This window comes from Mesorhizobium sp. M0862 (assembly GCF_040319795.1).
Taxonomy (GTDB): Bacteria; Pseudomonadota; Alphaproteobacteria; order Rhizobiales; family Rhizobiaceae; genus Mesorhizobium.
Window position 1 is genome coordinate 425,155 of record NZ_JAMYOJ010000002.1, and the last position, 25,549, is coordinate 450,703.

23 protein-coding genes, 1 tRNA gene and 1 riboswitch are annotated in these 25,549 nt (G+C 63.4%); of the genes, 11 read left to right on the forward strand and 13 right to left on the reverse strand.

Annotation, left to right across the window (positions count from 1 at the left end; translation table 11 throughout):
- Nucleotides 1-14: 14 nt before the first annotated feature.
- Nucleotides 15-211, reverse strand: a riboswitch (cobalamin riboswitch).
- 67 nt (nt 212-278) lie between these two features.
- Complete coding sequence (locus tag NKI15_RS04665; protein WP_352514981.1) at nt 279-971, reverse strand: gamma-glutamylcyclotransferase; 693 nt, start codon at nt 969-971, stop codon at nt 279-281.
- 135 nt (nt 972-1,106) lie between these two features.
- On the opposite strand from NKI15_RS04665, the gene NKI15_RS04670 reads away from it, so the two are divergent.
- Nucleotides 1,107-2,282 (forward strand): aromatic ring-hydroxylating oxygenase subunit alpha, encoded by a 1,176-nt coding sequence (locus NKI15_RS04670; protein ID WP_023685225.1) that lies wholly within the window; start codon nt 1,107-1,109, stop codon nt 2,280-2,282.
- A gap of 7 nt (nt 2,283-2,289) precedes the next feature.
- Here NKI15_RS04670 and NKI15_RS04675 read toward each other — a convergent pair whose 3' ends face one another.
- Nucleotides 2,290-3,489, reverse strand: a complete 1,200-nt coding sequence (locus NKI15_RS04675) for an MFS transporter (protein ID WP_352514982.1) — start codon at nt 3,487-3,489, stop codon at nt 2,290-2,292.
- A gap of 233 nt (nt 3,490-3,722) precedes the next feature.
- On the opposite strand from NKI15_RS04675, the gene NKI15_RS04680 reads away from it, so the two are divergent.
- Nucleotides 3,723-4,733, forward strand: a complete 1,011-nt coding sequence (locus NKI15_RS04680; protein ID WP_352514983.1) for an acetyltransferase domain-containing protein — start codon at nt 3,723-3,725, stop codon at nt 4,731-4,733.
- Nucleotides 4,730-5,236 (forward strand): methyltransferase family protein, encoded by a 507-nt coding sequence (locus tag NKI15_RS04685; RefSeq protein WP_352514984.1) that lies wholly within the window; start codon nt 4,730-4,732, stop codon nt 5,234-5,236. Before NKI15_RS04680 ends, NKI15_RS04685 begins: the two co-directional genes overlap by 4 nt.
- 308 nt (nt 5,237-5,544) lie before the next feature.
- Here the strand turns inward: NKI15_RS04685 and NKI15_RS04690 are convergent, their stop codons facing one another.
- Together NKI15_RS04690 and mgtE are read right to left on the reverse strand one after the other, a co-directional pair.
- On the reverse strand, nt 5,545-5,931 hold the full coding sequence (locus NKI15_RS04690) for a MerR family transcriptional regulator (RefSeq protein WP_023685221.1): 387 nt from the start codon (nt 5,929-5,931) through the stop codon (nt 5,545-5,547).
- A 158-nt stretch (nt 5,932-6,089) separates the two neighbouring features.
- Nucleotides 6,090-7,508, reverse strand: a complete 1,419-nt coding sequence (gene mgtE / locus NKI15_RS04695) for a magnesium transporter (RefSeq protein ID WP_023690975.1) — start codon at nt 7,506-7,508, stop codon at nt 6,090-6,092.
- Between the two features lie 312 nt (nt 7,509-7,820).
- Here mgtE and NKI15_RS04700 point away from each other — a divergent pair, with 312 nt between their 5' ends.
- The 5 genes from NKI15_RS04700 to sucD all read left to right on the forward strand — a co-directional run bounded on the left by NKI15_RS04700 (nt 7,821) and on the right by sucD (nt 12,994).
- Nucleotides 7,821-8,441 (forward strand): response regulator transcription factor, encoded by a 621-nt coding sequence (locus tag NKI15_RS04700; RefSeq protein WP_031203282.1) that lies wholly within the window; start codon nt 7,821-7,823, stop codon nt 8,439-8,441.
- A 145-nt stretch (nt 8,442-8,586) separates the two neighbouring features.
- Nucleotides 8,587-9,777 (forward strand): aminotransferase class V-fold PLP-dependent enzyme, encoded by a 1,191-nt coding sequence (locus tag NKI15_RS04705; RefSeq protein ID WP_023746858.1) that lies wholly within the window; start codon nt 8,587-8,589, stop codon nt 9,775-9,777.
- 11 nt (nt 9,778-9,788) lie between these two features.
- Complete coding sequence (locus NKI15_RS04710) at nt 9,789-10,763, forward strand: HpcH/HpaI aldolase/citrate lyase family protein (protein ID WP_023746859.1); 975 nt, start codon at nt 9,789-9,791, stop codon at nt 10,761-10,763.
- Between the two features lie 18 nt (nt 10,764-10,781).
- Nucleotides 10,782-11,966 carry a malate--CoA ligase subunit beta gene (locus NKI15_RS04715; RefSeq protein WP_023746860.1) on the forward strand — a complete coding sequence of 395 codons (1,185 nt, stop codon included), beginning with the start codon at nt 10,782-10,784 and terminating at the stop codon, nt 11,964-11,966.
- A gap of 128 nt (nt 11,967-12,094) precedes the next feature.
- On the forward strand, nt 12,095-12,994 hold the full coding sequence (gene sucD, locus NKI15_RS04720; protein WP_023670795.1) for a succinate--CoA ligase subunit alpha: 900 nt from the start codon (nt 12,095-12,097) through the stop codon (nt 12,992-12,994).
- A gap of 27 nt (nt 12,995-13,021) precedes the next feature.
- On the opposite strand, the gene NKI15_RS04725 is transcribed toward sucD, so the two are convergent.
- Nucleotides 13,022-13,954 (reverse strand): TauD/TfdA dioxygenase family protein, encoded by a 933-nt coding sequence (locus NKI15_RS04725; RefSeq protein WP_023739133.1) that lies wholly within the window; start codon nt 13,952-13,954, stop codon nt 13,022-13,024.
- 399 nt (nt 13,955-14,353) lie between these two features.
- Here NKI15_RS04725 and NKI15_RS04730 point away from each other — a divergent pair, with 399 nt between their 5' ends.
- Nucleotides 14,354-15,433, forward strand: coding sequence for a sensor histidine kinase (locus NKI15_RS04730; protein WP_023685214.1), 1,080 nt, complete (start codon nt 14,354-14,356; stop codon nt 15,431-15,433).
- Between the two features lie 235 nt (nt 15,434-15,668).
- Nucleotides 15,669-15,902, forward strand: coding sequence for a GcrA family cell cycle regulator (locus NKI15_RS04735; protein ID WP_081726058.1), 234 nt, complete (start codon nt 15,669-15,671; stop codon nt 15,900-15,902).
- A gap of 200 nt (nt 15,903-16,102) precedes the next feature.
- On the opposite strand, the gene NKI15_RS04740 is transcribed toward NKI15_RS04735, so the two are convergent.
- A tRNA-Leu gene (locus tag NKI15_RS04740) sits at nt 16,103-16,187 on the reverse strand.
- 338 nt (nt 16,188-16,525) lie between these two features.
- Between NKI15_RS04740 and lipB the strand changes: the two genes are divergently transcribed.
- Nucleotides 16,526-17,269: a lipoyl(octanoyl) transferase LipB gene (gene lipB, locus NKI15_RS04745; RefSeq protein ID WP_023690297.1), complete on the forward strand. Its 744-nt coding sequence runs from the start codon at nt 16,526-16,528 to the stop codon at nt 17,267-17,269.
- A 19-nt stretch (nt 17,270-17,288) separates the two neighbouring features.
- Here the strand turns inward: lipB and NKI15_RS04750 are convergent, their stop codons facing one another.
- From NKI15_RS04750 to NKI15_RS04780, 7 genes are all read right to left on the reverse strand, one after another.
- Nucleotides 17,289-18,539 (reverse strand): peptidase M50, encoded by a 1,251-nt coding sequence (locus NKI15_RS04750; RefSeq protein ID WP_023741629.1) that lies wholly within the window; start codon nt 18,537-18,539, stop codon nt 17,289-17,291.
- Between the two features lie 463 nt (nt 18,540-19,002).
- Nucleotides 19,003-19,686: an ABC transporter ATP-binding protein gene (locus tag NKI15_RS04755; protein WP_023670800.1), complete on the reverse strand. Its 684-nt coding sequence runs from the start codon at nt 19,684-19,686 to the stop codon at nt 19,003-19,005.
- On the reverse strand, nt 19,683-21,014 hold the full coding sequence (locus tag NKI15_RS04760) for a lipoprotein-releasing ABC transporter permease subunit (RefSeq protein ID WP_023750164.1): 1,332 nt from the start codon (nt 21,012-21,014) through the stop codon (nt 19,683-19,685). Before NKI15_RS04760 ends, NKI15_RS04755 begins: the two co-directional genes overlap by 4 nt.
- The gene (proS, locus tag NKI15_RS04765) at nt 21,011-22,339 is read right to left on the reverse strand and encodes a proline--tRNA ligase (protein WP_023750163.1); all 1,329 of its coding nucleotides are present in this window, start codon (nt 22,337-22,339) and stop codon (nt 21,011-21,013) included. Before proS ends, NKI15_RS04760 begins: the two co-directional genes overlap by 4 nt.
- Before the next feature lie 729 nt (nt 22,340-23,068).
- A complete protein-coding gene (locus NKI15_RS04770) occupies nt 23,069-23,353 on the reverse strand; it encodes a DUF1467 family protein (RefSeq protein ID WP_023670803.1) in 285 nt (94 codons plus the stop codon).
- A complete protein-coding gene (gene mce / locus NKI15_RS04775; RefSeq protein WP_023698333.1) occupies nt 23,350-23,754 on the reverse strand; it encodes a methylmalonyl-CoA epimerase in 405 nt (134 codons plus the stop codon). The genes NKI15_RS04770 and mce overlap by 4 nt, the downstream gene beginning before the upstream one ends.
- A 97-nt stretch (nt 23,755-23,851) precedes the next feature.
- Entirely contained in the window at nt 23,852-25,525 is a 1,674-nt protein-coding gene (locus NKI15_RS04780) for a ribonuclease J (RefSeq protein WP_352885794.1), read from the reverse strand.
- Nucleotides 25,526-25,549: the final 24 nt, after the last annotated feature.

Sequence of the window (25,549 nt, forward strand, 5' to 3'; positions counted from 1 at the left end):
CCGAGGGCATCGAAGTCAGTTCCCTGTCGCCGGCAGGTCTCCTGGCTCGCGGATCAGCGCCCTTCCCCACCTTCCCGAAGAAAAAATCCTCAGTGGCTTGGAGAGGACTACCGCACACAGTTGCGGGGGCAGCCACGGCATTGGGCCAACAAGTCAGCCCTCACCGCATTCCCTCTTGGTCCCTAACGGAACCGACGACATGCATGACTATAGGCTGAAACGGCCGCATCCGGCAAACCAAATTCCGCCGGCCAACAGCGCGAATGCGCCATGCGGCGTTACGGGTTCAACGCGGTGATCCGCTCGGCAACCAGCCGCTGCAGCCGCCACAGATGGCGATCGTGAATGCCGCGCTCTTCAAGGTTTTTCACCGTGTTGTAGAGATAGTCGGCGCCCGACCCCCAGTGCCCGCAGGACGTTGCCAGCCTTTCGACGACCTTGCCCTCGTCGAGCGGTCCTGAATAGGTCAGGCCGTTGCGGTTGATGACGAAGGCCAATGCCCTGAGCGGTCCGGCCTCGCTTGCAAGCTTGAGCATGCGCGGCCGGTAGCTTGTCGGCTTCAGCGTGACTTCGCGCCGGAAAAGCCGGCCCAACTGCTCGCGCCGGTTATTGCCGGTCAGCCGAAAGGCGACGCCCTTGCATTGTCCGCCACGGTCCAGCGCCATCATCAGGCCGGGGCTGTCCTTGGTGCCGCGCCAGCGCGTGATGTTCATGCAAAAGGACCGATGCCAGCCGCGCGCCAGCGCAACGCGGTCCTCGACATAATCTATTTCCGGTTTCCAGATCAGCGATCCATAGCCGAACAGCCATAGCGGTTCGCTGTCCGGGAGTTCGACCTGCAATTCATCCAGCAGCGCGTCATAGTCGGCGTCATCGAGATGCATCGCGTCCGGATCCGGCCCGGGGTCTCTGATCTCGCGCCAGCAGCGCGCGACCAGCTCCGGCGTAAGCGACATCTGTCGTGCGGCCACTTCCGAATGCCCCCAATTTCCGAATGTCCCGTGTCCACGACATGATTATGCGCCGCGCCTGCAACCGGCAATGCGGCACTCTGATTGACAAACGATTTGCCGGGGTGTCGGCTGACGCTTCATAGGAAGCCAGCCATGCATCCCAGCCCGAGCGAGCGCGACCCCTATAACGGCCTGAGCCGGGCCGAACCGACGCTACCGTCATCGGCCTATTGGGATAGCGAGGCTTACCAGCGCGATCTCGACGCCATCTGGCACAAAAGCTGGCTGCTCGTCTGCCGCGAGGCCGACCTCGCCCAGCCGCTGGCGTTCAGGACATTCCGCGTCGGCACGCAGGAAATCGTCATTCTGCGGGACGAGACCGGCGAGTTGCGCGCCTTCCACAACACCTGCCGGCATCGCGGCTCGCAGCTTTGCCAGGAAAGCGAGGGCCGGCTGAAAGCGCGGCTCATCACTTGCCCCTACCACGCCTGGTCCTACTCGCTGCGCGGCGATCTCGTGCGCGTTCCCTCGAAATCGCTGCCAGATGGTTTCGACAAGGCCGATCATCCGCTCTACCGGGTGGCGCTGTCGGTGTGGCGCGGTTTTGTCTTTGTGAACCTTCAGCAGGCTGCGGCCGGCTCCGCCGGGACCTCCTTCGATCCCGCATCCGGCGACCTCGCCAACTGGCCGCTGGAAACGCTGGTATCAGGCCATGTCCTGCGCAAGGTGATGAACTGCAACTGGAAGATCTTCTGGGAGAACTTCAACGAGTGCCTGCATTGCCCAGGCGTCCACAAGGACCTGTCTCGGCTGGTGCCGATATACGGCCGCGGCCTGATGAGCCGGCACGACGACCCCGACTGGGTCCGCCATGCCGACAATGACGCGCCGGAGTTTTCGGGTGGCCTGCGCGCCGGCGCCGAGACCTGGTCGCGCGACGGACATGCCCATGGCCCGGTCTTCCCGGGCCTGACGCCAGCCGAGCGTGCGGCCGGACAGACCTATGCCACCAGCCTGCCCTCGATGTTCATCGTCGGCCATGTCGATTATGTCAGGACGGTGCGACTGATGCCGCTCGGTCCCGAACAGACCGAACTCACCGCCGAATGGCTGTTCGCGCCCGAGGCGCTGGCTGAGACGGACATCGACAATGTCGTCGCCTTCGGCACCCAGGTGCTGGAGGAGGATGCCGCGATCTGCGAGATCAATCAGAAAGGCCTGCGCTCCATGCGTCACGCGGCCGGCGTGCTGATGCCGGAGGAGTACGATCTGCACCGCTTCCACAACTGGGTGCGCGAGCGGCATGCAGCGCTTGAGGCAACCGCCTGATCGGCGACTAAAGCGACTTCGGCAGATAGCGCCAGGTGATAAAGCCGCAAACAGCGGCCAGAATGCCCAGCGTCACGAACACCGAGCCGAGGCCGAAAAACGCCAGCACCACCGAATAGACCAGCGGCGGCGTCAGCTCGGAAAAGTCGAGATAGGTGCGGTAGACCGCGGCCATCTGCGCCCGCTCATAGGACCGCACCGAGCGCATGAAGGCGGTCGAGCCCAGTGCATCGAGCGCGATGGTGAAGAAGGCGCCGCAGAGCAGGAAAAAGCCCGTAAGCAGCGGCGCGGTAGTGCCGACCGCGCCCGCCGCAAGCAGCGTCGCCGACATCGCGAAATAGGCAAAGGTCATGGTGCGCCGGCCGCCGAAGCGTTTTCCAGCCTTGCCCCAGAAGATCGCCATGAACAACAGCGCATTGCCGGCCGAAACCAGCAGGCCGCCGGCAAGCTCGCCCTCGCCGGTAATCACCATGAACAGCGGCCCATAGACGAAGAACGTCGTCCAGAAGCAGGAGCGGCCGAAGGCGATCAGCCAAGCCAGCCTGAGCCTGGGTTGTGCTACGAAGCGGCCGATATTGGCCAGCGGATTGGCCGGCCGCGTCTTGCCAGGCCGGATCGACCGGTTGTCGCCCAGCCTGTAGGTCCAGAACAGCGCCAGCAAGGCCAACGCAAACACCGCCACCGCGCCATGCGCGGCATAGATGCCGTAGCGTGTGTAGAGGAAGATGCCGAGTGTCGGCCCGCCGGTCCAGGCAAGCATCGACCACGCCATGCGCAGCGATTCGGCCTGCATGAAATCGGTCTTGCGGATGTGATCCATGATGTAGAGGTTGAGCGTGATCGACAGGGCGCTCGCCCCCATGACGCGGCACAGCATGCCTGCCAGTTGCCCGGCAAGCGTGTGGGTGACGAAGAACAGCGAGCCCATCGCCAGCAGGCAGGCGCCGGCGGTATAGACCCAGCGCCGGGCAAACCTGCGGATCAGCATCGGCATGAACAAGGTCACCGACAGGCCGAGCAGCGCCACGATGGTGTATAGGATCGAGACGATCTGCTCGTTGTGCAGAATCTCATAGGCCTGGATCGGGATGACGCTCGATACCGTGGCGCGGGCGAAGGATTCGACCGCATAGAGCGAGGCAAAGGTGCGGGCATCCGCCGGACGCAGGGCCGGAAGCCAGATCGGATGGCGCACATGGGTGGACATTTGATCCCCAAATCAGACTCGCGGCGTCAAATCTGCGCTGGCGCTTCCTCCGCCGGTAACAGGAAACCGACCCCTTCCCGGCAAAAAGCGAATTCGGCCAAAGGCTTTCCGGCTCTGGCCTAAAGCGCCGCCCGATGCAGCCGCACGGCGCGACCCGGAGCGTAGAGGGCGGCCTTCTTTTGTCCGGTGCAACCGTGATAGTCGTCTTTGGGGCTGAATCAGATCGCGAGACCATGAGCATCCATACCGCACCCCCTGGAGATCAACTGAAGCGAGATCAACCGAAGCGCATCGTCGCCATCGATGTCGTACGCGGCATCGCGCTGATCGCCATGGCGAGCTACCACTTCACCTGGGATCTCGAAAATTTCCACTACACCGATCCCGGCCTCACCGCCGTCGGCTGGTGGAAGATCTATGCGCGCTGCATCGCCTCGACCTTCCTGTTCCTGGTCGGCGTCAGCCTGTTTCTCGCTCATGGCAGGCAGATCCGCTGGACCGGCTTCTGGAAACGCTTTGCCATGGTCGCCGTCGCGGCCGCCGCTATATCGGCGGTCACGTACTTCATCACGCCGGACAGCTTCATCTTCTTCGGCATCCTGCATCAGATCGCGCTGGCCAGCCTGCTCGGCCTTTTGTTCTTGCGGCTGCCGTCCTTGCTGACGCTTTTCGTGGCAGCTTTGGTGATCGCAGTCCCCCTGTATCTCCGATCCGAAGCCTTCGATCATCCGGCGCTGTGGTGGGTCGGCCTGTCGGCGATCAACCCGCGCTCCAACGATTACGTGCCGCTGTTTCCCTGGTTCGGCGCCGTGCTTCTCGGCATCGCCGCGGCAAAGTTTGCGTCCACCACCGGCCTGCTGGCGCGGCTGGCCACGCTGGGATCAGGAAGCTGGACCAGGCCGCTCACCTTCATCGGCCGCCACAGCCTGGCTTTCTACCTGATCCACCAGCCGCTGCTGTTCGGCTGCGTCTGGCTGTTCTCGCAGATTGCGCCGGCGCCCGTCGAAACAAGGGAAGTGATCTTCCTCAAGGAATGCCAGGTATCTTGCGAACAGCAGCGCGACACGGAGTTCTGCACCAGCTATTGTGTGTGCATGCTGGACACGCTGCAAAGCGAAGCGGCATTCGACCGGCTCTACAATGGCGACCAGACCCCGGAGTTCAAAGCGCATCTCGGTGAACTCGCCGGCATCTGCACCGCCAGGACGGAGGAGAGCCCGATGACGCAGGGAGGGCAACAATGACCGACAAGCTCACAAAACCCGGGCTGGCAAAACCCGATCTATCGAGACCACGGCTGATCCCGTGGCCGCCACTGATCTACATCGCCGCCATCGCCATCAGCATCGTGCTCGGCCTGTTCTATCCCCTGCCCTGGATCGGCGACCTCTTGGGCGACCTTTTGTTTGCCGCCGGCTTTGTGGTGCTGTTTGCCGTCGCAGCCCTCTGGTTCACCGCTATCCGCACCATGATCCGGGCCAAAACGACGATGAACCCCAATGGCGTGCCGGAGCATCTGGTGACGTCTGGCCCGTTCGGCATCACGCGCAACCCGATGTATCTGGCCAACACGCTGCTTTTGATCGGCGTCGCCTTCGTCTCGGGGATCGTATGGTTCCTGCCGCTGGCCCTGATCGCGGCTTTTGCAACGCAGAAGGTCGCCATCGAGAGCGAGGAGAAGGTGCTGTTCGCCAAATTCGGCAAGAAGTACCGCGACTATGCGAAGCGGGTCAGGCGCTGGATCTGAGGCGGGTGTGATCGCTGGCAGGGTTCGCATGCCTTGGCGACTAGCCGAAACGCCCATCTCTTCGTCATCCACGGGCGAAGCAAGGAGCGTAGCGGCGCAGCGCAGACCCGAGGATCCATGCCGCGACGTACAGGCGTTGCCACGTCCAGAATTCTGCACCGCTGCACTCCACGGCCAATGTCACGGAATGGATTCTAGGGTCTCCGCGACGGAGCCTCGCTCCTGCTTCGCCCTAGAATGACGAAGTGTGGAAGGGCTCCGCTAATCGCGAACGTTTGCGACGGGCGCGCAAACGCTCGACGATCCGCTCAGGTATTTACCCCCAACTCCACCAGCCGCTCGACGCAAGACTCCTCCGCCTGGTCGAGCTCCGCCAGCGTCTCCTCGAGATCGCGGCGCTTCTGGCGCAAATCCTCGCGCTTTTCCTCGATGCGCTTGATCATCAGGTTGAGTTGACCGACCTCGCCGGGCGGTTCCTTGTACATCTGGATGATTTCGCGGATCTCGTTGATCGAGAAGCCGAGCCGTTTTCCGCGCATGATCTGACGGATCAGATGCCGGTCAGATGGGCGAAACAGCCTTGTGCGGCCCCGCCGGACCGGTTGCACCAGCCCCTCGTCCTCATAGAAGCGCAGCGTCCGCGTCGACACGTCGAATTCGCGGGTCAGTTCGGTGATCGAATAATATTCCCGCATCTTTGCTCCAAATGTCGGAACATCGGAAAACTCCCGGTCGCCCGGGATTTCCAACGCATTCCGATCAACCCCGTTCCAAGCCGGACTCGGCATGGAACCCCGCGCAAGCCTCGCACCACATTTACGTAAAAGTCAATTGAGCCCGCAACGCCTCTTTCTCAAGGGATAGCGAACCACCAGGTGGCCAGCCCCAGGAAGGCAAAGAAGCCAACGACGTCGGTGACCGTAGTGACGAAAACCGCCGACGCCACCGCCGGGTCGATCTTGAACCGGTCGAGTAATAGCGGGATCAGGATACCGGCAAGGGCTGCCACGAACATGTTGATGATCATCGCCGCCGCTATGATGCCGCCCAGATTGGGATCGCGGAACCAGACGGCCGCGACGATGCCGATCAGCACGGCGAAGATGATGCCGTTGATGGAACCCACGCCCATTTCGCGGCGGATGATGCGGCCGGCATTGTAGATGTCGAGATCCCTGGTCGCCAGCGCGCGCACGGTGACGGTCATGGTCTGCGAACCGGCATTGCCGCCCATGCCGGCCACGATCGGCATCAGCACGGCCAGTGCCACGATATGCTCGATGGTGCGGTCGAACAAGCCGATCACCGATGCCGCCAGGAACGCCGTCAACAGGTTGACCAGCAGCCAGGGAACGCGCGAGCGCGAGGTCGAAAGAATGCTGTCGGACAACTCTTCGTCGCCGACGCCGCCCATGCGCAGCAGATCTTCCTCGGCCTCCTGCTGGATGACGTCGACGACGTCGTCGATGGTCAGCACGCCGACCAGCCGCTCGTTCTCGTCGACGACGGCGGCGGACAGAAGATCATATTGCTCGAAGTCCCGCGCCGCCTCTTCCTGGTCCATGGTGGCCGGAATGGCGTGCCTCGTCTCGTGCATCACGTCTCCGACCTTGGTCGTGCGCTTGGTGCGCAGGATCTGGTCGAGGTCGATGGCGCCGAGCAACTTGAAGCTTGGATCGATGACGAAGATCTGGCTGAAGCGCTCGGGCAGGTTCTTGTCTTCGCGCATGTAGTCGATGGTCTGGCCTATGGTCCAGAACGGCGGCACGGCGACAAATTCGGTCTGCATGCGGCGACCGGCGGTCTCTTCCGGGTAGTCGAGCGAGCGGCGCAGCCTGATCCGCTCGGTGAACGGCAGCTGCGACAGGATCTCGTCCTGGTCTTCCTTTTCAAGGTCTTCGAGAATGTAGACCGCGTCGTCGGAATCGAGGTCCTGCATGCCCTGGGCAATTTGCTCATTGGGCATATTGTCGACGATATCGCGGCGGATCGCCTCGTCGACCTCAGTCAGCGACGAGAAGTCGAAGTCGGCGCCGAGCAGTTCGACAAGGGCGCGACGCTGTTCGGGGTGCAGTGCCTCGAGCAGATCGCCAAGTTCCGACTGGTGCAGGTCGTCGACTTCGCGCTTCAGCGTCAGCGTATCGCGATCGGCGATCGCCGCCCCGATCTGGGCTAGGAATGATGACAGGACGGCGCCGTCCTCGCCATAGATGTCGGCGTGGGCATCGTCAGCGGCTTTGGCGCCGGTCGTGTGGTCGTCCTGGCGTTCCACCAGCGGCTCCCGCCATGGGAATTTCGGAAAAGGTGCCTGTCAGGTCTAGCGCGCAACGCACGGGAATATCAAACGAAATGCGCCCCGCCCTGCATATGGGCGAGAGTGATTTCATCAGGATATGACGCCGCCCAGGATTCAGGCGGCGCGACAGCACATGTCGCTGGGGAAAGAGCACCCGAGCACGGTTGGGGCAGAATTGTCATGATGCAGGTCCTGCCATCTGCCGGACCCGCCCAGGCCAGGAACCAGAACAGCCGGAAGCCCTTGAAGATCAGGTCACAGACGCAGAAGGCAATCGAGGAACGGCGCGTGCGCGTGGTCGTCGCCGAACGCAATCCGCTCGTCATATCGGCGCTGCGCGACATGCTGGACTGCGACGGGCGCTTCGATCTCAGGGCCTGCGTGCAAAGCGGCAGGCATTTTCTGGAATTGGCAGCCGAAGCGGAATTCGACGTCGCCGTTATCGGCTGGAAGCTCTCCGACATGGACGGCGCCGATGTGCTGGCCGAGGTTCACAGCCGCAAGCTGGGCGTGCGCATCGCGGTGTTTTCCAACGACCACGACATCGGCATCCTGAAGCAGTGCGTGCGGCTCGGCGCCCAGGGCTACTGCTTCCAGTTCGACGATCCGGCGATCATCTTCGAGACCATCCTGGCCGTCGCGCATGGCCGCATCTGCATCCCCTACATCGACATCAACAAGGTCAACGACACACCCTTGTCGCTGCTCACCGTGCGCGAGCGCGAGCTGCTGGCCGTGCTGTCCGACGGCTGGACCAATCTGCAGATCGCGACGCGCACCGGGATTTCGGAGAACACGGTGAAATACCACCTCAAGAATCTCTACGACAAGCTCGACGTCCGCAACCGGGCGATGGCAGTCGCGCTCTACGCGCGGGAGAGGCGTACCCAGAAGCAGCCGTTGGGGTAGGCGAGCGACTGGCCGCGGGTAGGTCACCCGGGTAGGCAACCCCCACCCGCGCGCGGCAAGATGTTACCCCTTGAGGTGTTGTTGCCATTAGCCGTCGAGACGAAACTCCCCTCACCGCTTTGCTGGATCAGGAGGAGTTCGCGACATGGCCGGTTTCATCCATCTTTTCATTCCCGGACCGACCAACATCCCCGAACAGGTCCGGCAGGCGATGAACCTGCCGATGGAAGACATGCGTGCAGCATCCTTCCCCGATCTCACGCTGCCGCTGTTCGAAGACATCAAGACGGTGTTCAAGAACGAGACCGGCCGCGTCTTCATCTACCCCTCCTCCGGCACCGGCGCGTGGGAAGCGGCGATGACCAATGTGCTCAGCCCCGGTGACCGCGTGCTGATGTCGCGCTTCGGCCAGTTCTCGCATCTGTGGGTCGACATGGCCGAGCGCCTCGGCTTCGAGGTCGATGTCATCGACTGCGAATGGGGAACCGGCGTGCCGCTCGAGCTCTATGCGGAGCGGCTCAGGGCCGACAAGGCGCACCGCATCAAGGCAGTCTTCTGCACGCAGAACGAGACCGCGACCGGCGTGACCAGCGACGTCGCCGGCTGCCGCGCCGCGCTCGATGACGCCAACCACCCTGCTTTGCTCTTCGTCGACGGCGTCTCGTCGATCGGCTCGATCGACTTTCGCCAGGAGGAATGGGGCGTCGATTGCGCGGTCAGCGGCTCGCAGAAGGGTTTCATGCTGCCCGCCGGCCTCGGTTTCCTCTCCGTCAGCAAGAAGGCGCTGGTGGCCTCGCGGAGCGCCACCCACCGCCGCTGTTTCTTCTCCTTCGAAGATATGATCCGCGCCAACGACGCCGGCTATTTCCCCTATACGCCGGCTACGCAGCTGCTGCGCGGCCTGCGCGCCTCGCTCGACCTGATCGCCGAGGAAGGGCTGGAAAACATCTTCGCCCGCCACCATCGCCTCGCCGAAGGCGTGCGCAAGGCGGTCGACGCCTGGGGCCTGAAGCTCTGCGCCAAGACGCCTAAATGGCACTCCGACACCGTCAGCGCCATCCTGGTGCCGGACGGCGTCGACAGCGGCGATGTGGTCAAGCGCGCCTACCAGAAATACCAGACCTCGCTCGGCGGCGGCCTCAACAAGGTGATCGGCAAGGTCTTCCGCATCGGCCATCTCGGCTGGGTGAACGAGGTGATGGTGCTGGCCTCGCTCTCGGCCGCCGAAATGGCGCTGCTCGACTGCGGCGTACGGCTGGCGCCCGGCTCCGGCGTCGGCGCCGCCATCCAGCACTTCCGCGCCTCGGCCGCCGTGCCGGTCGCCGAAGCCGCCTGAGGGAGCCAACGATGAGCCACACCATCAACCATCTGAAGAAACTCCGCCTGCAGCGCAGCGAACTGGCGGTTCCCGGCTCCAGTCCGGAAATGATCGACAAGGCGGCCAACAGCGCCGCCGACTTCATCTTCCTCGACATCGAGGACGCCGTCGCCCCGCCCGACAAGGAGCGCGCCCGCAAGAACATCATCCAGGCGCTCAACGACATCGACTGGCGCGCCAAGGGCAAGACCGTCTCGGTGCGCATCAACGGGCTCGACACCCATTACATGTACCGCGACGTGGTCGACGTCATGGAGCAGGCCGGCGACCGGCTGGACACCATTTTGGTGCCGAAGGTCGGCGTGCCGGCCGACCTCTACATGGTCGAGGCCATGGTCAACCAGATCGAGATGGCAAAGGGTTTCAGGACCCGCGTCGGCCTCGAAGCGCTGATCGAGACCGCGCTCGGCATGGCCAATGTCGAGGCGATTGCCGCGACACCCGGCCGGCTGGAAGCCATGCATTTCGGCGTCGCCGATTATGCGGCAAGCTGCAAGGCGCGCACGGTCAACATCGGCGGCCTCAACCCCGACTATCCCGGCGATCAGTGGCATTTCGCTCTGTCGCGGATGACCGTCGCCTGCCGGGCCTATGGCCTGCGCGCGATTGACGGGCCTTTCGGCGACTTCTCCGATCCGGAGGGCTACGTCGCCGGCGCCAGACGCGCGGCGGCGCTGGGTATCGAAGGCAAATGGGCAATCCATCCCTCGCAGATCGCGCTCGCCAACGACGTCTTCTCTCCACCGGAAAAAGAGGTCACCCGCGCCCGGCGCATCCTCGAAGTGCTGAAGGAGGCGGAGGCGCAGGGCAAGGGAGCAGCCGCCCTCGACGGCAAGATGATCGACGCCGCGTCGGAACGCATGGCGCGCAATGTTCTGGTGGTCAACGAGGCAATCGAACGCGCCGGTCAATTCTCGAGTGAGCCGCGCGTCGCCGCGCATTGACCGTTCAGGGAGGACAAAATGGACATCCACGAATATCAGGCCAAGGAACTGCTGGCACGCCACGGCGTGCATGTGCCGCGCGGCGGGCTGGCCTACAGCCCCGAGCAGGCGACCTACAGGGCGCGCGAGATCGGCGGCGCCAAATGGGTCTTGAAGGCGCAGGTGCATTCCGGCGCCCGCGGCAAGGCCGGCGGCATCAAGCTCTGCGCCAATGACGAGGAGATCTCCGACGCCGCCGAAGCCATGCTCGGCCGCAAGCTGGTGACACAGCAGACCGGCCCGCGCGGCAAGCTGATTTCGCGCCTCTATCTCGAGGAAGCCGTCGACATAGCGCAGGAGCTCTATGTCGGCTTCGTCCTCGACCGCAAGGAAGAGCGCGTCATGATCGTGGCTTCGGCTGCCGGCGGCATGGAGATCGAGGACATCGTCGAAAAGGCGCCGAACTCCATCCTGCGCACATCGGTCGATCCCGGCGTCGGCATGCAGCGTTTCCAGGCGCGCGAGATCGCCTTCGGGCTCGGCCTCGACCACAATCTGATCGGCAAGGCGACCGAGACCATCTTCAGCTGCTACCGGGTGTTCCGCGACTACGACGCCTCGATGCTGGAGATCAATCCGCTGGTGGTGACCCGCGACGGCAATCTGATCGCGCTCGACGCCAAAATGTCGTTCGACGAGAACGCGCTGTTCCGACGGCCGGAAATCTCCGAGCTGCGCGACAAGAGCCAGGAAGATCCGCGCGAAACCTTCGCCAGCGACCGTGGCCTCTCCTATGTCGGCCTCGACGGCAATATCGGCTGCATCATCAATGGCGCCGGCCTCGCCATGGCGACCATGGACATGATCAAGATCGCCGGCGGCGAACCGGCCAACTTCCTCGATATCGGTGGCGGCGCCTCGCCCGAGCGGGTGGCGAAATCCTTCCGCGCCGTGCTCGGCGACAAGAATGTCGAGACCATCCTGGTCAACATCTTCGCCGGCATCAACCGCTGCGACTGGGTCGCCGAAGGCATCATCAAGGCGATACGCGAGGTCGGCGTCAACGTGCCGCTGGTGGTCCGTCTCTCCGGCACCAAGGCCGAGGAAGGCCGCCGCATCCTGGCCGATTCCGGCGAGGCGGTAATCGTTGCCGACACGCTGGCCGAAGCCGCCGAAAAAGCCGTCGCTGCCTGGCGCGCGGCCACCAAGAAAAAAGCAGCCTAGAGCCGGATGATTTCAGGTCGAATCGACCTGAAATCTGAATCCGTCTCTAAAATCAAACAGATGGAGCATGATGTCGTCCGAAAACCGCTTCACACTTTTCGGCATCATGCTCTAGGGAGGTCGAGAAAATGGCAATCCTGCTCAACCGCAGCACCCGCGTCATCGTCCAGGGGTTCACCGGCAAGATCGGCAGCTTCCATGCCGAGGACATGAAGCGCTACGGCACCAAGCTGGTCGGCGGCGTTACGCCCGGCAAAGGCGGCCAGAAGCATCTTGGCCTGCCCGTCTTCAACACGGTCAAGGGCGCGGTGCGCGAGACCCGCGCGGAGGCCAGCATCGTCTTCGTGCCGCCGCCTTTTGCCGCCGATTCGATCATGGAAGCGGCCGACGCCGGCATAAAACTCTGCGTCTGCATCACCGACGGCATCCCGTCGCAGGACATGATGCAGGTCAAGCGCTACATGCTGCGCTACCGCTACGAGGACCGCATGCGGCTGATCGGGCCGAACTGCGCCGGCGTCATCACGCCCGGACAGGCGCTGATGGGCATCATGCCCGGCAGCATCTATCTGCCTGGCCGCGTCGGCATTGTCGGCCGCTCGGGAACCCTGGGCTACGAGGCGGCGTCGCAGATGAAGTCGCTCGGCATCGGCGTCTCGACCAGCGTCGGCATTGGCGGCGACCCGATCAACGGCTCGTCCTTCAAGGACATGCTGAAACTGTTCGAACAGGATGACGACACCGACGCGGTGGTGATGATCGGCGAGATCGGCGGACCGCAGGAAGCCGAAGCCGCGATCTGGGCGCGCGATAATATGCGCAAGCCCCTGATCGCCTACATCGCCGGCCTCTCCGCCCCCAAAGGCCGCCGCATGGGCCACGCCGGCGCCATCATCTCGGCCTTCGGCGAGTCGGCGCAGGAAAAGGTCGAAATCCTGAAGGAGGCCGGTGTGATCATCGTGCCGACGCCGTCCTCGTTTGGTGAGGTGGTCGCCGATACGCTGTCACGTATGAAGAAGGCCGCCTGAACAGCGGCCTTCGCGTTCGACCGCGCCTCAGGCAGCCTTGTCGGCTGCCGGCTTCGCGACCTTGGTGCGGGTGGCGCTGCGGCGGCCGTCGACGCTGACCGGAACGTCGCCGTCGACCGTGGCGCGACGCACCACCCGGTGCTGGTCGCCGTAATCGTTGACGGCGTAGTGCTGCGTCGCGCGGTTATCCCAGATCGCCACATCGCCGGCCTTCCAGCGCCAGCGCACGGTGTTCTCCGGCGCCGTGACATAGGACTGGAACACCTCGTAGAGCTTCGCCGAATCGCTTTTGGAAAGACCGATCAGCCGTTGCACGAAATTGCCGAGCAGCAGCGAGCGCTCGCCTGTTTCGGGATGGACGCGGACAACGGGATGCTCGGTCTCGTAGATCGTCGAGGTGAAGATTTCCTCGAAGTGCTTCTTTTCCGCGGCGCTCGCACGCGGCCGCACCGCGGCGTAATCGTAGGCGTTGCTGTGCACCGCCCAGAGATTGTCGGCCAGCAGCTTCAACGGCTCGGGCAGGTCCTGATAGGCGGCCGCGGTGTTCGACCAGATGGTGTCGCCGCCGGCCGGCGGTATGACGACGCCGCGAAGAACGGAGAATTTCGGATAGGCGTCGACGAAGGTGACATCGGTATGCCATTGGTCGGCGCGACCGCCGCCACGGCTGGAATCGAGTTCGAGAATGGACGCCGTTCCCTTGACGGGACCTTGGGTCGGATGCGGGACGAGGTCGCCGAGACGCTGGGCAAAGCGCTCCTGCTCGGCATCGTCGAGATGCGCCTGGTCGCGGAAGAACACCACCTTGTGCCGCAACAGGATCTGGTTGATCGCCGCGACCGTCTGCTGCGGCAGGTCGCCGGAGAGCCGAATGTTCCTGATCTCTGCGCCGACGCGTCCGGTAAGCGGGACAATATCGGCATCCGGGATGATCTGCTCTACGGGGGTAAGTCTGGTCATGGGAACCTCTTCCTCTAAAGCCGCGGGCTGGTGGCAATGCTCCGCCGTCTGCCGGCCGCATAGCGATCGGCGGAGCAACTCCCTCATCGGGAGCCGACTTGCTTGGCAACGAGAGCACTGATCTCAACTCAGGAGGCGAAGGCCGCCAAGGCTTGCGAGCAGTACCGAGATCCCATTCAAAGCGTAATTCTACAAATTCCATAGACATTTCTTTTCAAAGTTCGGCGGCCCTGAGAAAAATGCCTTCTGTCCAATTCGTTCGTGAGCGGCAGGCGGTGGAGCGCTGCGCGACGCGGCCCGCACCAGTAGTGACGCTGTCGTATCCCCTTCGATATTGGAGATGGCGGGTGAATTGCATGCCTGATATTGATGGCTTCCACGCATCACGCAGGCGCCGAGATGACAGACTCCGATAAGGCTGACGCTGTCGAGCAATTGCTCGATACGCCTGACCTCGCCACCGCGCTGGAAAGCGACCAGTTCAAGAAATTTCTCGACCAGATGCCGATCGCGATCGCCGTCTCGGAATTGATCGCGAAGGAACGTGTCGTCTACGCCAATCCCGAATTCGAGAAGCTCTCGGACCTCAAGGCGCCGAAGCTTGCGCGGGAAAACTGGGCGGCCCTTTCCGGCAGGGGGCTTCATCGGCAGAAGGACAGGCCGCTCGCCGAGGCTGTCGTTGAAGACACCGATTTCGTCGGCACGTTTCGCCTCGAGCGCGGCGAGGACAAGCCGGCAATCGTCGACGTTTATTCCAACGTTATCGAGGACGACAACGGCAAGCTCTGCTTCCGGCTGGTGGCGCTTGTCGACGTCACGGCACACGGTGAGACCGAGGACGCGCGACCCGCGGAGGAGCTCATCCGGGAGAAGGACACCCTGTTGCGCGAACTGCAGCATCGGGTGAAAAACAATCTGCAGATGATCACCGCTTTGATCCGGATGGAAACCCGCAACGCCACCGAACCGGACCAGAAGCGTTTCGAAAGGCTTGCCGGCCGGGTAGACGCATTGGCAATCCTCTACCAGACATTGTCGGCTGACCAGCAGAAGGATGAGGTGGATCTTGGCGTGTACCTTAGCCAGATCGCGTCCGCCGTCATGGCGTCGCACGCAGTCGAAGGTATCCGCCTCGACCTTAAGGTGGATACCTATCCGGTATCCATCAACGTTGCCATGCCGACAGGCCTGGTCGTCAATGAGTTGCTGACCAACGCTCTCAAACATGCATTCGTCGGGCGCGATGGCGGCACGATCACGCTGCACAGCGTCGTCAGCGGCGATGGTTGCCGGGTGACTGTCGCCGATGATGGGATCGGTCTGCCGACGGGTGAGACCTGGCCCAGGCCCGGCAAGCTCGGCTCCTTGATCGCGCGGTCGCTGACCGAAAATGCCAAGGCGCAATTCGACGTCAAGTCGAGTGCCGGCGAGGGAACCAGGGTCACCATCGTCTTCAAGCGATCGGCGGCGACGGACTGAGGCTATGCAACGGCGCGCCGGCAAATCCCGGCCGGACAGGTGCTTCGGGCGCTCGCGGGTGTGGCCTTAAGTCGCAAACGATTTGGCTGCAGAAGCGGGGCGCCGGGCTTCTTTGACGGTGCTATCAGCACCATATGTGGTCCACAGCCCTCCAAAACGAGAGAAGCTCGCTCCGACCGGTCGCATCGCGGCCGTCAGCCGGCAATGGCTATGAACCAGGAAACTGAAAACCATCATGCGTGAAAATATCAGACCAGCGTCGAGAGACGTCCCCCTCATTCAGCTAGGCCTGCACCAGTGCCGCTTCCCGGTGAGCGAAGACCGGTCGGTACCCGGTGGTTACCGGTTTTGTGCCGGGCCGACGTCGCCGGATCGCGTCTACTGCGATCACCACCACACCGTCGTGACGGCCGTTGACCCTCGTCGAGCCCGTCCGGGTCTCCATTTCCCGCAACGACGCGCCGCTTAGGTCAACCACATCCCCTGCCCCGCCACCGGCAAAGCCGGGGACTCAGGTGCAGGAGGCTGGCCGGTGCGAGCCAAGCGGCGTTCGCGTGCGGCTCTGCGACCTCTTGTTGCAACTCTGCTGCGGCCGGTTCAAGCGCCAAAGGCGATGATTTGGCGTCGACGGCCTGAGAAGCCGCAATGATTTCAATGGCCGAAAAATTATGGTGCGGTCGAGAAGACTCGAACTTCCACGGGTTGCCCCACAGCGACCTCAACGCTGCGCGTCTACCAATTCCGCCACGACCGCCCGTGGTAGGAGCCGGAACGAACCGGCTCGCGGCGTGTAGCAAATCGTTTCCTGCGAAACAAGGGCGCGGCGCGCAATAATCGCCGCGAATTGGCATATCGGCCTCTACAGCGCCGCGCGTCCTGTGGGACGCGCAAAGGACGCTGCAGCACTTTGATTTGGCGCATGATCCTTTCCGAAGATCGTTCCTATCTTCGGGGTCGTGCGCGAAGGCCGAAATGCGTGGCGAACTGGACGTTTCAGCCGGATACCGCCATATGAAGGGCAAATGCATTTGGCCCCAGAGCGCAAGGCGGTTTCGCCAAGCCGGCGTGCATCACGCGAAAAACGAAAAAGCCATGACCGAACGCAGCCAGATCGCCACGTCGTTCCTGCCCTTGCCGGGTTCGGCGCCGGTCGAATGGCGCATCGAGCCCGGCCTGACCGGCTACACCGATGCGCTGGCCCTGATGGAAGCGCGCGCCGAGGCGATCCGCGCGGGTGCAGCCGCCGAGATGGTCTGGCTGGTCGAGCATCCGCCGCTTTACACCGCCGGGACCAGCGCCCGCATCGAGGACCTGATCGACCCCGACCGTTTCCCGGTCTTTGCCGCGGGGCGCGGCGGCGAATACACCTATCACGGGCCGGGGCAGCGGGTTGCCTATGTCATGCTTGACCTGAAGCGCCGGCGCGAGGATGTGCGCGCCTTCGTCGCCGCGCTCGAGCAGTGGATCATCGGCACGCTTGCCGCCTTCAATGTGCGCGGCGAACGCCGCGAGGACCGCGTCGGAGTCTGGGTGGTGCGGCCCGAGCGCCCGTCCCTGCCCGACGGCTCGCCGGCTGAAGACAAGATCGCGGCCATCGGCATCCGGCTGCGGCGCTGGGTGAGCTTTCATGGCATTGCCGTCAATGTCGAGCCGGATCTCAGCCATTTCAGCGGCATCGTGCCATGCGGCGTGCCGGATCACGGCGTCACCAGCCTCGTCGACCTCGGCCTGCCCGTGACCATGGGCGATTTCGACCTGGCGCTGAAATCCGCCTTCGAGGATGTTTTCGGGGCAGCGAAGTCAACTTCTGCAGAACCGGCTCGCAAGGCCGGCTGAGTCTCGCCTCGACCAACGCTCAAAGCAACCGCGCCGAGGCCCACAACAGCCCGAAACCGTGAATGGCGAAGACGGCCAGCAGCGCGCCGGCCATGGCGAAACGATCGAAGATGCGGATCGGCTTCAATTCGTGGCGCGGTTTTACCCCGCTACCCACTGTCATCAGGCTGAGGATGGCAAAGACGGCGCCCGCCACCAGCAGAAAGCTTTGGGAAAAGCCGGCCAGCCAGCCAAGCCACAGCAAGGCCGAGAGCAGGGAAAACGAGGCGAGCGCCAGGGCGACCGGCCCCGGGCAGATCTGGCGCAGCACCTGGCCGCCGTCGAATTTCCACACCGGCACCAGATTGGCGATGTTGAACAGCGCGGCAAAGCCGGCAAGCGTCGCCAGAAGGGCCGCGGCGAGCCGATGTCCCTCGCCGGACGCGAGCCCGCTGGCGACGATCAGCAGCGGAACCAGGAACGCGGAAAAGCCGGCGCCCATCAGCGCCACGAAGGCGACCTCGAAGCGGCTGTCATAAGGCCGGCCACCAATGGCGATGCCGCCGAGCAGCGGGATAAAGATCATCCGCGCCTTGCGATGACCGGTCAGCCGGAAGGCCGCCATGTGGCCGAGCTCATGCAGGGCGACCACCGAGGTCAGGATCGCGGCCAGCGCCAGGCCGCCAAGATTGAGCCCGAAGAACGGCCAAAGGATGAAAGCCGACAGAACGGCGAAACCGACCTGGCTCAGCGGATGCTCGAACCAGCCGCCCTTGCGATACTGTCCGGTCCTCGCCCAGATCTCCAGCTTGCCGAGCTCGCGGCGCATGGCGAAGTAGCGGAACACCAGGAAGGCGACGCCGCGATAGCGATCGGTCTGACTGAGCGTCACCCGCGTGCCGGCACCTTCCGAGGTGAGTTCGGTGGTCTCATAAAAATCCTTCCAGAACGACGCGTCGAGCGCGGTATCCTCGATGACCCGCATCGAAAAACGACTGCCTTCGACGACGTCCTCGAAGCGCGACCTGCGCTCGATCGGCTGGCCGTCCCGGCCTTCCCACGACAGCAGGATGCGGGCCGTGCCCTGCCCGTCCAGCGGCTGGGCCGAGAGTATCTCGCCGGACCAGCCGGCATCGCTGCCGAGCGGCCACAGCGCCTGCCAGAGGCGCTGCCGGTCCATTGCGACCACGCGGCTGAGCCTCACCGTGCGCAAACCGAGCGGCGCGGTCATCAAAAGGAAAATCAATCCGAGATTACCGGCCACGAGAAGGGCCGTCACGATCGGCGACACCTGAGGTTTTGCTCCCTGTATTTGGCAGGGCACCCTAGCGGCACGGCGGCAAGAAAGGCTTAACGGCACAACGCCCCTCCTGCCCGCCTAAAACACTGCGGCGAACAGCAGTTGCATCACATGGCGCCGATCCAGACGGCCATGGAAACCAGAAACGCACTCATGCACACCAACGAAACGACGTCCTGAACAAGATCGCTCATAACTCTCTCCTGTTGTTGCTATGTTCGTATTTTGTTCTAACTTTGTTCGAAAGTCAATGAGCGGAAAGCGGCATGCCGACGAATCCTGACAGCCGGTTTGGGCAGGGTTAACGAAAGGTTGACGGGGTGACGGCAGTGCTGACGCAGGGCGCATCGCATGCCTTTGCGATCGGCCGAGACGCACCAATCACTTCGTCATCCTAGGGCGGAGCAAGGAGCGCAGCGACGCGGCGCAGACGCTAGGATGACGAAGTTGGGGCCTACAACGGAACGACCTTGCCGTCCGCCAGCGTCACCCGGCGGTCCATGCGCGAGGCGAGCTCGTGATTGTGGGTGGCGATCAGCGCGGCAAGGCCGGACTGCTTGACCAGCGCGCCAAGCGCGTCGAAGACATAGGACGCGGTGACCGGGTCGAGATTGCCGGTCGGCTCGTCTGCCAAAAGCAGCAAGGGCGCATTGGCGACGGCACGGGCGATGGCGACGCGCTGCTGTTCGCCGCCGGACAGCTCCGACGGACGGTGCGACGCGCGCTTGCCGATCTGCATATAGTCGAGCAGCTGTGCTGCGCGCTCCGACGACTCCTTGCGCGAAAGCCCTTTGATCAGCTGCGGCATCATGATGTTTTCGAGCGCCGAAAACTCCGGCAGCAGATGATGGAACTGATAGACGAAGCCGACATCGTTGCGGCGGATCGCCGTGCGTTCGTCGTCGGAGAGCCGTCCGCAGGCGCGGCCGGCCAGAATGACGTCACCGGCGTCGGGGCGCTCGAGCAGGCCCGCCGTATGGAGCAGCGTCGACTTGCCGGTGCCCGACGGCGCCACCAGCGCCACCATCTCGCCGCGCTTCAGCGAAAAGTCGGCGCCGTTCAAAATGGTGAGCTTGCGCGGCCCCTGGACATAGTGCCGCTCGACGCTCTTCAGCTCGATAATGATCTCGGACTTCATTCGTATCTCAAGGCCTCGACCGGATCGAGCCGTGCGGCGCGCCATGCCGGAAACACCGTTGCTAGGAAGGACAGGCCGAGCGCCATCAGGATGACATAGGTGGTCTCGCGCGGGTCCATCTTTGCCGGCAGCTGGCTGAGGAAATAGAGCTCCGGGTTGAACAGCACCTTGCCGGTCATCCAGGAGAAGAACTGGCGGATGGATTCGATGTTGGTGCAGATGAGCACCCCGAGCAGCACGCCGGCCAGCGTGCCGGTGACGCCGATCGCAGCACCCGTCATCAGGAAGATGCGCAGGATGGCGCCGCGCGAGGCGCCCATTGTGCGCAGGATGGCGATATCGTGGCCCTTGTCCTTCACCAGCATGATCAGGCCGGAGATGATGTTGAGCGCCGCCACCAGCACGATCAGCGTCAGGATCATGAACATGACGTTGCGCTCGACCTGCAGTGCTGAAAAGAACGTCTCGTTGCGCTGGCGCCAGTCGACCATGTCGATCGGCCGTTGCGCCGCCGCATCGACCAGCGGTTTCAGCGCGTCGACATTATCGGGATTGTCGACATAGATCTCGATCGTCTGCGCCCTGCCGTCCATGTTGAAATAGAGCTGCGCTTCGGAAAACGGCATGTAGACGATGGAGCTGTCATATTCCGACATGCCGACCTCGAAGATCGCCGCCACCTTGTAGCCCTTCAGCCGCGGCGTCGTGCCCATCGGCGTGACGTCGCCCTCCGGCGAGATCAGCGTGATGGTGTCGCCGAGCACAAGGCCGAGATTCTCCGCCATGCGCTTGCCGATGGCGACGCCCTCGCCGGAGTCGAAGCCGTCAAGCGTGCCTTGCTTGACGTTTTGGGCGACGATGGCGATCTTGCCGAGGTCTTCGGCCCTGATACCGCGCACCAGCGCGCCCATGCCGCCGCCGACATTGCCTTGCGCCAGCACCTGGCCGTCGATCAGCGGGATCGCGTATTTGACGCCGGCCACGCCGTTGATGCGGGCTGCGACCTGCGCATAATCCTCAAGCGGCGAATCCAGCGGCTGCACGATCAGATGGCCGTTGACGCCGAGGATGCGGGTCAGAAGTTCGGCTCGAAACCCGTTCATGACAGCCATGACGACGATCAGCGTGGCGACGCCCAGCATGATGCCGAGGAAGGAGATCGAGGCGATGACCGAGATCACCGTCTCCTTGCGGCGCGACCGCAAATAACGCCAGGCGACCATGCGTTCGAACATGGAGAACGGGCCGGCGACCGGAGATTTGGCGACCGGAGACTTGCCAACCGGAGACTGGGCTACCGAAGACTTCGCTGCCGCGGCTTCGCTCATGCGGTTGCACCGAAGCGTTTCCTGGCCTCCGCGACCGGCAGCGTCTCGCGCTCGCCGGTCCGGCGGTTCTTGATCTCGATCTCTCCGGCGGCCACGCCGCGCGGCCCGACGATCACCTGCCAGGGCAGGCCGATCAGGTCGGCGGTGGCGAACTTGCCGCCCGGCCGCTGGTCGGTGTCGTCGTAAAGCACATCCTTGCCGGCGCTGGTGAAGGCGGCGTAGAGCTCGCCGCAAACGCGGTCGCACTCGGCGTCGCCGGCCTTCATGTTGATCAGGCCGATGTCGAACGGCGTCACCGCTTCCGGCCAGATGATGCCGTTGTCGTCATGGCTGGCCTCGATGATCGCCGCCACCAGCCGCGACGGACCGATACCGTAGGAGCCGCCGGAAACGAAATGATCCTTGCCGTCGGGCCCGGTCACCTTGGCGCCCATGGGCTTGGAATATTTGTCGCCGAAATGGAAGATGTGGCCGACCTCGATGCCGCGTGCCGAGACCCGGTCGGCTTCGCCAAGCTTGTCCCAGGCCGCCTCGTCATGCATCTCGTCGGTGGCGGCGTAAGGCGTCGTCCACGTCTTGACGATGTCGGCGATCTCAACGTCATTGCCGAAGTCGGTTTTCTCGCCGGGCACCTGGAGCGACAGATATTCGCGGTCGCAATAGACCTGGCTCTCGCCGGTGTCGGCCAGGATGATGAATTCATGGCTGAGATCGCCGCCGATCGGCCCGGTGTCGGCTCGCATCGGAATGGCCTGCAGCCCCATGCGCGTGAACGTTCGGAGATAGGATACGAACATGCGGTTATAGGCGGCTTTGGCTCCCTCGAAATCGAGGTCGAAGGAATAGGCGTCCTTCATCAGGAATTCGCGTGAACGCATGACGCCGAACCGCGGCCGCACCTCGTCGCGGAACTTCCACTGGATGTGGTAGAGGTTGAGCGGCAAATCCTTGTAGGACTTGACGTAGGCGCGCACGATTTCGGTGACCACTTCCTCATTGGTCGGACCGTAGAGCATGTCGCGGTCCTGCCGGTCCTTGATGCGCAACATCTCCTTGCCGTAATCGTCATAGCGGCCGCTTTCGCGCCACAGATCGGCCGACTGGATGGTCGGCATCAGGATTTCCAGAGCGCCGGCGCGGTTCTGCTCCTCGCGGATGATGCGGCAGACCTTGTCCAGCACCAGCTTGCCCAGCGGCAGCCAGGAAAAGCTGCCCTGCCCCTGCTGGCGGATCATGCCGGCACGCAGCATCAGCCGGTGCGAGACGATCTCGGCCTCGCGCGGATTTTCTTTCAGAATGGGCAGGAAAAACTGCGACAAACGCATGGACAGGTCCGTGAGAGAGGAGGCTGCGCCGGAATCGGCGCGGCTGGCTTGCTTGCCCCGGCTTCATAGCTATTTCGTGACGGAATGGAAACCCGACCGGCCGTATCGGCCCGAAATCGCAAAAATCGATTCTTCTTCCAAAGACCTTCGCACCGAAAACGATAATGCTTCTGACGCAAAGTGATCGCCTGACTGCAAAGTCCTCACACACGCTTTGCGCGTCCGGGCGACGCGGCACACCTGACCAGATTAAGGCGGCAGCCCCGGTGTTGTTCGTTTCGCAAGCAAAGCCTGCCGCACTATTGTGCACTGCAGCACAGATTGCCCGATTGCGGGCAAAATTCTGCGTGACAATTTCATCAGGGTTAGGCTAGTGTGCCCCGATAACCGAGAGGGTGGAGAAAAATCTGCTCTCCTACGCGGTCAAAGTCTTGGGAGGATGCGATCTAGGCGCGGTTACCCGCTGCCGCCGGAAACCGGAAAACAGATCGGAACGCGTTTAAATTGCAAGGCCTTGTGCCTTGCATTTTTTTTGCCCGATCATCTGGTTAGATCAACCTGTTCCCAAATCACGTGAGCTTGCGTCAGCCTGACACCAAGGCGTGATTCTAATGCGGGTGGGCCATGCCTGGCCGCCTATTGCGCATCGCAGGCTGGCGAGACAAAATCTGAGTTTGGCGCTCCGAAACAGACACAAACATCCCAGCCGATCTGCCGGCGGGAAAGTGGTTAGTTAGCCGGTGCCTGGCTGGCTTCGGGGATGATGTGCGGGACTTCGTCGAGGCTGTAGCCCAGCCCGTGCGTCAGGCTATAGAAAACCCCCATGACGACAGCCGTGACGATGGTGGTGCGGATCACGGCGCGCAGCATATGCGGCCCGCGCGGCGCACTCGCAACCGTGCCCAGCGTCACGTCCTGGTCGTCATCCTGCGTCTTGACGCTGAACGGCAGCACGATGAACAGCATCAGCCACCAGGTGATGAAGAACAGCGCGGCAAACGAAATCCAGCTCATGCCTGCTCCAGTTCGACCAGCGTGCCGAAGAAATCCTTGGGATGCAGGAACAGCACCGGCTTGCCGTGGGCGCCGGTTTTGGGATTGCCGTCGCCCAGCACGCGGGCGCCGCTCGCTTTGAGGTGATCGCGCGCGGCAAGGATGTCGTCGACCTCGTAGCAGACATGATGCATGCCACCCGAGGGGTTCTTGTCCAGAAAGGCCGCGATCGGCGACCCCTCGCCCAGCGGCTCCAGGAGTTCGATCTTGGTGTTGCCGACATCGACGAACACCACGGTAACGCCATGCTCGGGCAGCGCTTGCGGCGCGGTGACCTTCGCGCCAAGCGTATCGCGATAGGCCGCAATCGCCGCGGCCAGGTCCGGCACGGCAAGCGCTATATGGTTCAGGCGTCCGAGCATGAAGTGCTCCACAAGTTAAGAGAGTAGGGAATGGGCAGTAGGCAGTAGTGATACATCTGCATTTTTCTCCACTGCCTACCGCCTACTGCCTATTCCCTCACCTCGTCACAAACACCGTCACCAGCGGCTTCTTGCCCCAGGCCTCGTTGGCGGGGGCCCGCCCCGCCCGGCGCACCGCTTCCTGCACCAGATCGAGGTCCTTGCGGCGCTGGCGAGGGATCGAGTCGACCGCGCCGACGGCCGCGTCGAGCATCAGATCTTCCATGTTTTCGCCACGGGCATCGGCCTCGGCGACGCCGATGGCGACCAGATCGGGATCGCCGGCGAGCTCATATTTGTCGTCGAGCACGACATTGACCGCGACATGGCCGGCAAAGGATAGCTTGCGCCGGTCGCGTATGCCCATCGCCTGGTCGGTGCCGATCAGCCTGCCGTCCTTGTAGATGCGGCCGAACGGCACCTGGTCGATGATCGTGGCCGGACCCGGCGCCAGCCGCAGCATGTCGCCGTCGCGCACTTGCGCCACCTGGCCGATGCCCGACGTCGACATCAGCGACCCCTGCGCCACCAGATGCGCGGCTTCGCCGTGCACGGGAACGCCGATCTGCGGCCGCACCCATTCATACATCCTGCGCAATTCGCTGCGGCGGGGATGGCCGGAGACATGCACAAGCGCGTCGCCATCCTCGATGATCTTGATGCCGAGGTCGATGAGGCGGTTCTTGATCTCGAGGATCGCCTTCTCGTTGCCGGGAATGGTGCGTGAGGAAAACACCACCGTGTCGCCGGCCGTCAGCGACACCGATTTCATCTCGTCGCGCGAAAGTTTTGCCAGTGCCGCCAGCGCCTCGCCCTGGCTGCCGGTGCAGATGATGACGAGGTTCTCGCGCGGGATGAAGCCGAAATCCTCTTCGGCGATGAACTCCGGCAGCCCGTCCATGTAGCCGAGCTCGCCGGCGACATCGATGACCCGCTTCAGCGAGCGGCCCAGCACCAGGCACTGGCGGCCGGCATCGCGCGCCGCCTTGGCGATCGAGACGATGCGCCCGACATTGGAAGAGAAGGTGGTGACGGCGACACGGCCGACAGCGCTCTGGATGACGCCCCTGAGGCCTTCGCCCACCGCCACTTCCGACGGCGATTCGCCTTCGCGCAGCGCATTGGTGGAATCGCAGACCAGCGCCAGAACGCCCTTGTCGCCATAGGCGCGAAACCGCGCCTCGTCGGTTTTCGGACCGATCGTCGGTTCCGGATCGATCTTCCAGTCGCCGGTATGGATGACGGTGCCGGCCGGCGAGGTGATCGCCAGCGACATCGGCTCGGGGATCGAGTGCGCCACCGGAATGGCCTCGATCGAGAACGGGCCGACAGTGAATGTTTCGCCTGCCCGGTAGATCGTCACCGGAATTTTCTTCGGCGCGCCCTGCTCGCCCTGGCGCTTGGCGTCCAGCAGTCCGGCGCTGAACGGTGTCATCCACACCGGCGCCTTCAGCTTCGGCCAGATGTCGAGCAGCGCCCCGTAATGGTCTTCATGCGCGTGGGTGATGATGATGCCGCGCAGGCCGGCGAGGTTCTCCTCGATGAAGCGCGTATCGGGCAGGATCAGGTCGACGCCAGGATGCGCCGCATCGGGAAAAGTCACGCCGACATCGACGACGATCCACTCGCGCGCGCTAGGCGGCCCATAGCCGTAAAGGGCGAAGTTCATGCCGATCTCGCCGACGCCGCCGAGCGGCACGAAGACGAGTTCGGCGTTTTGCGCTTTCGCCATCAATTTTCCCTTCCCGGCCCTTGC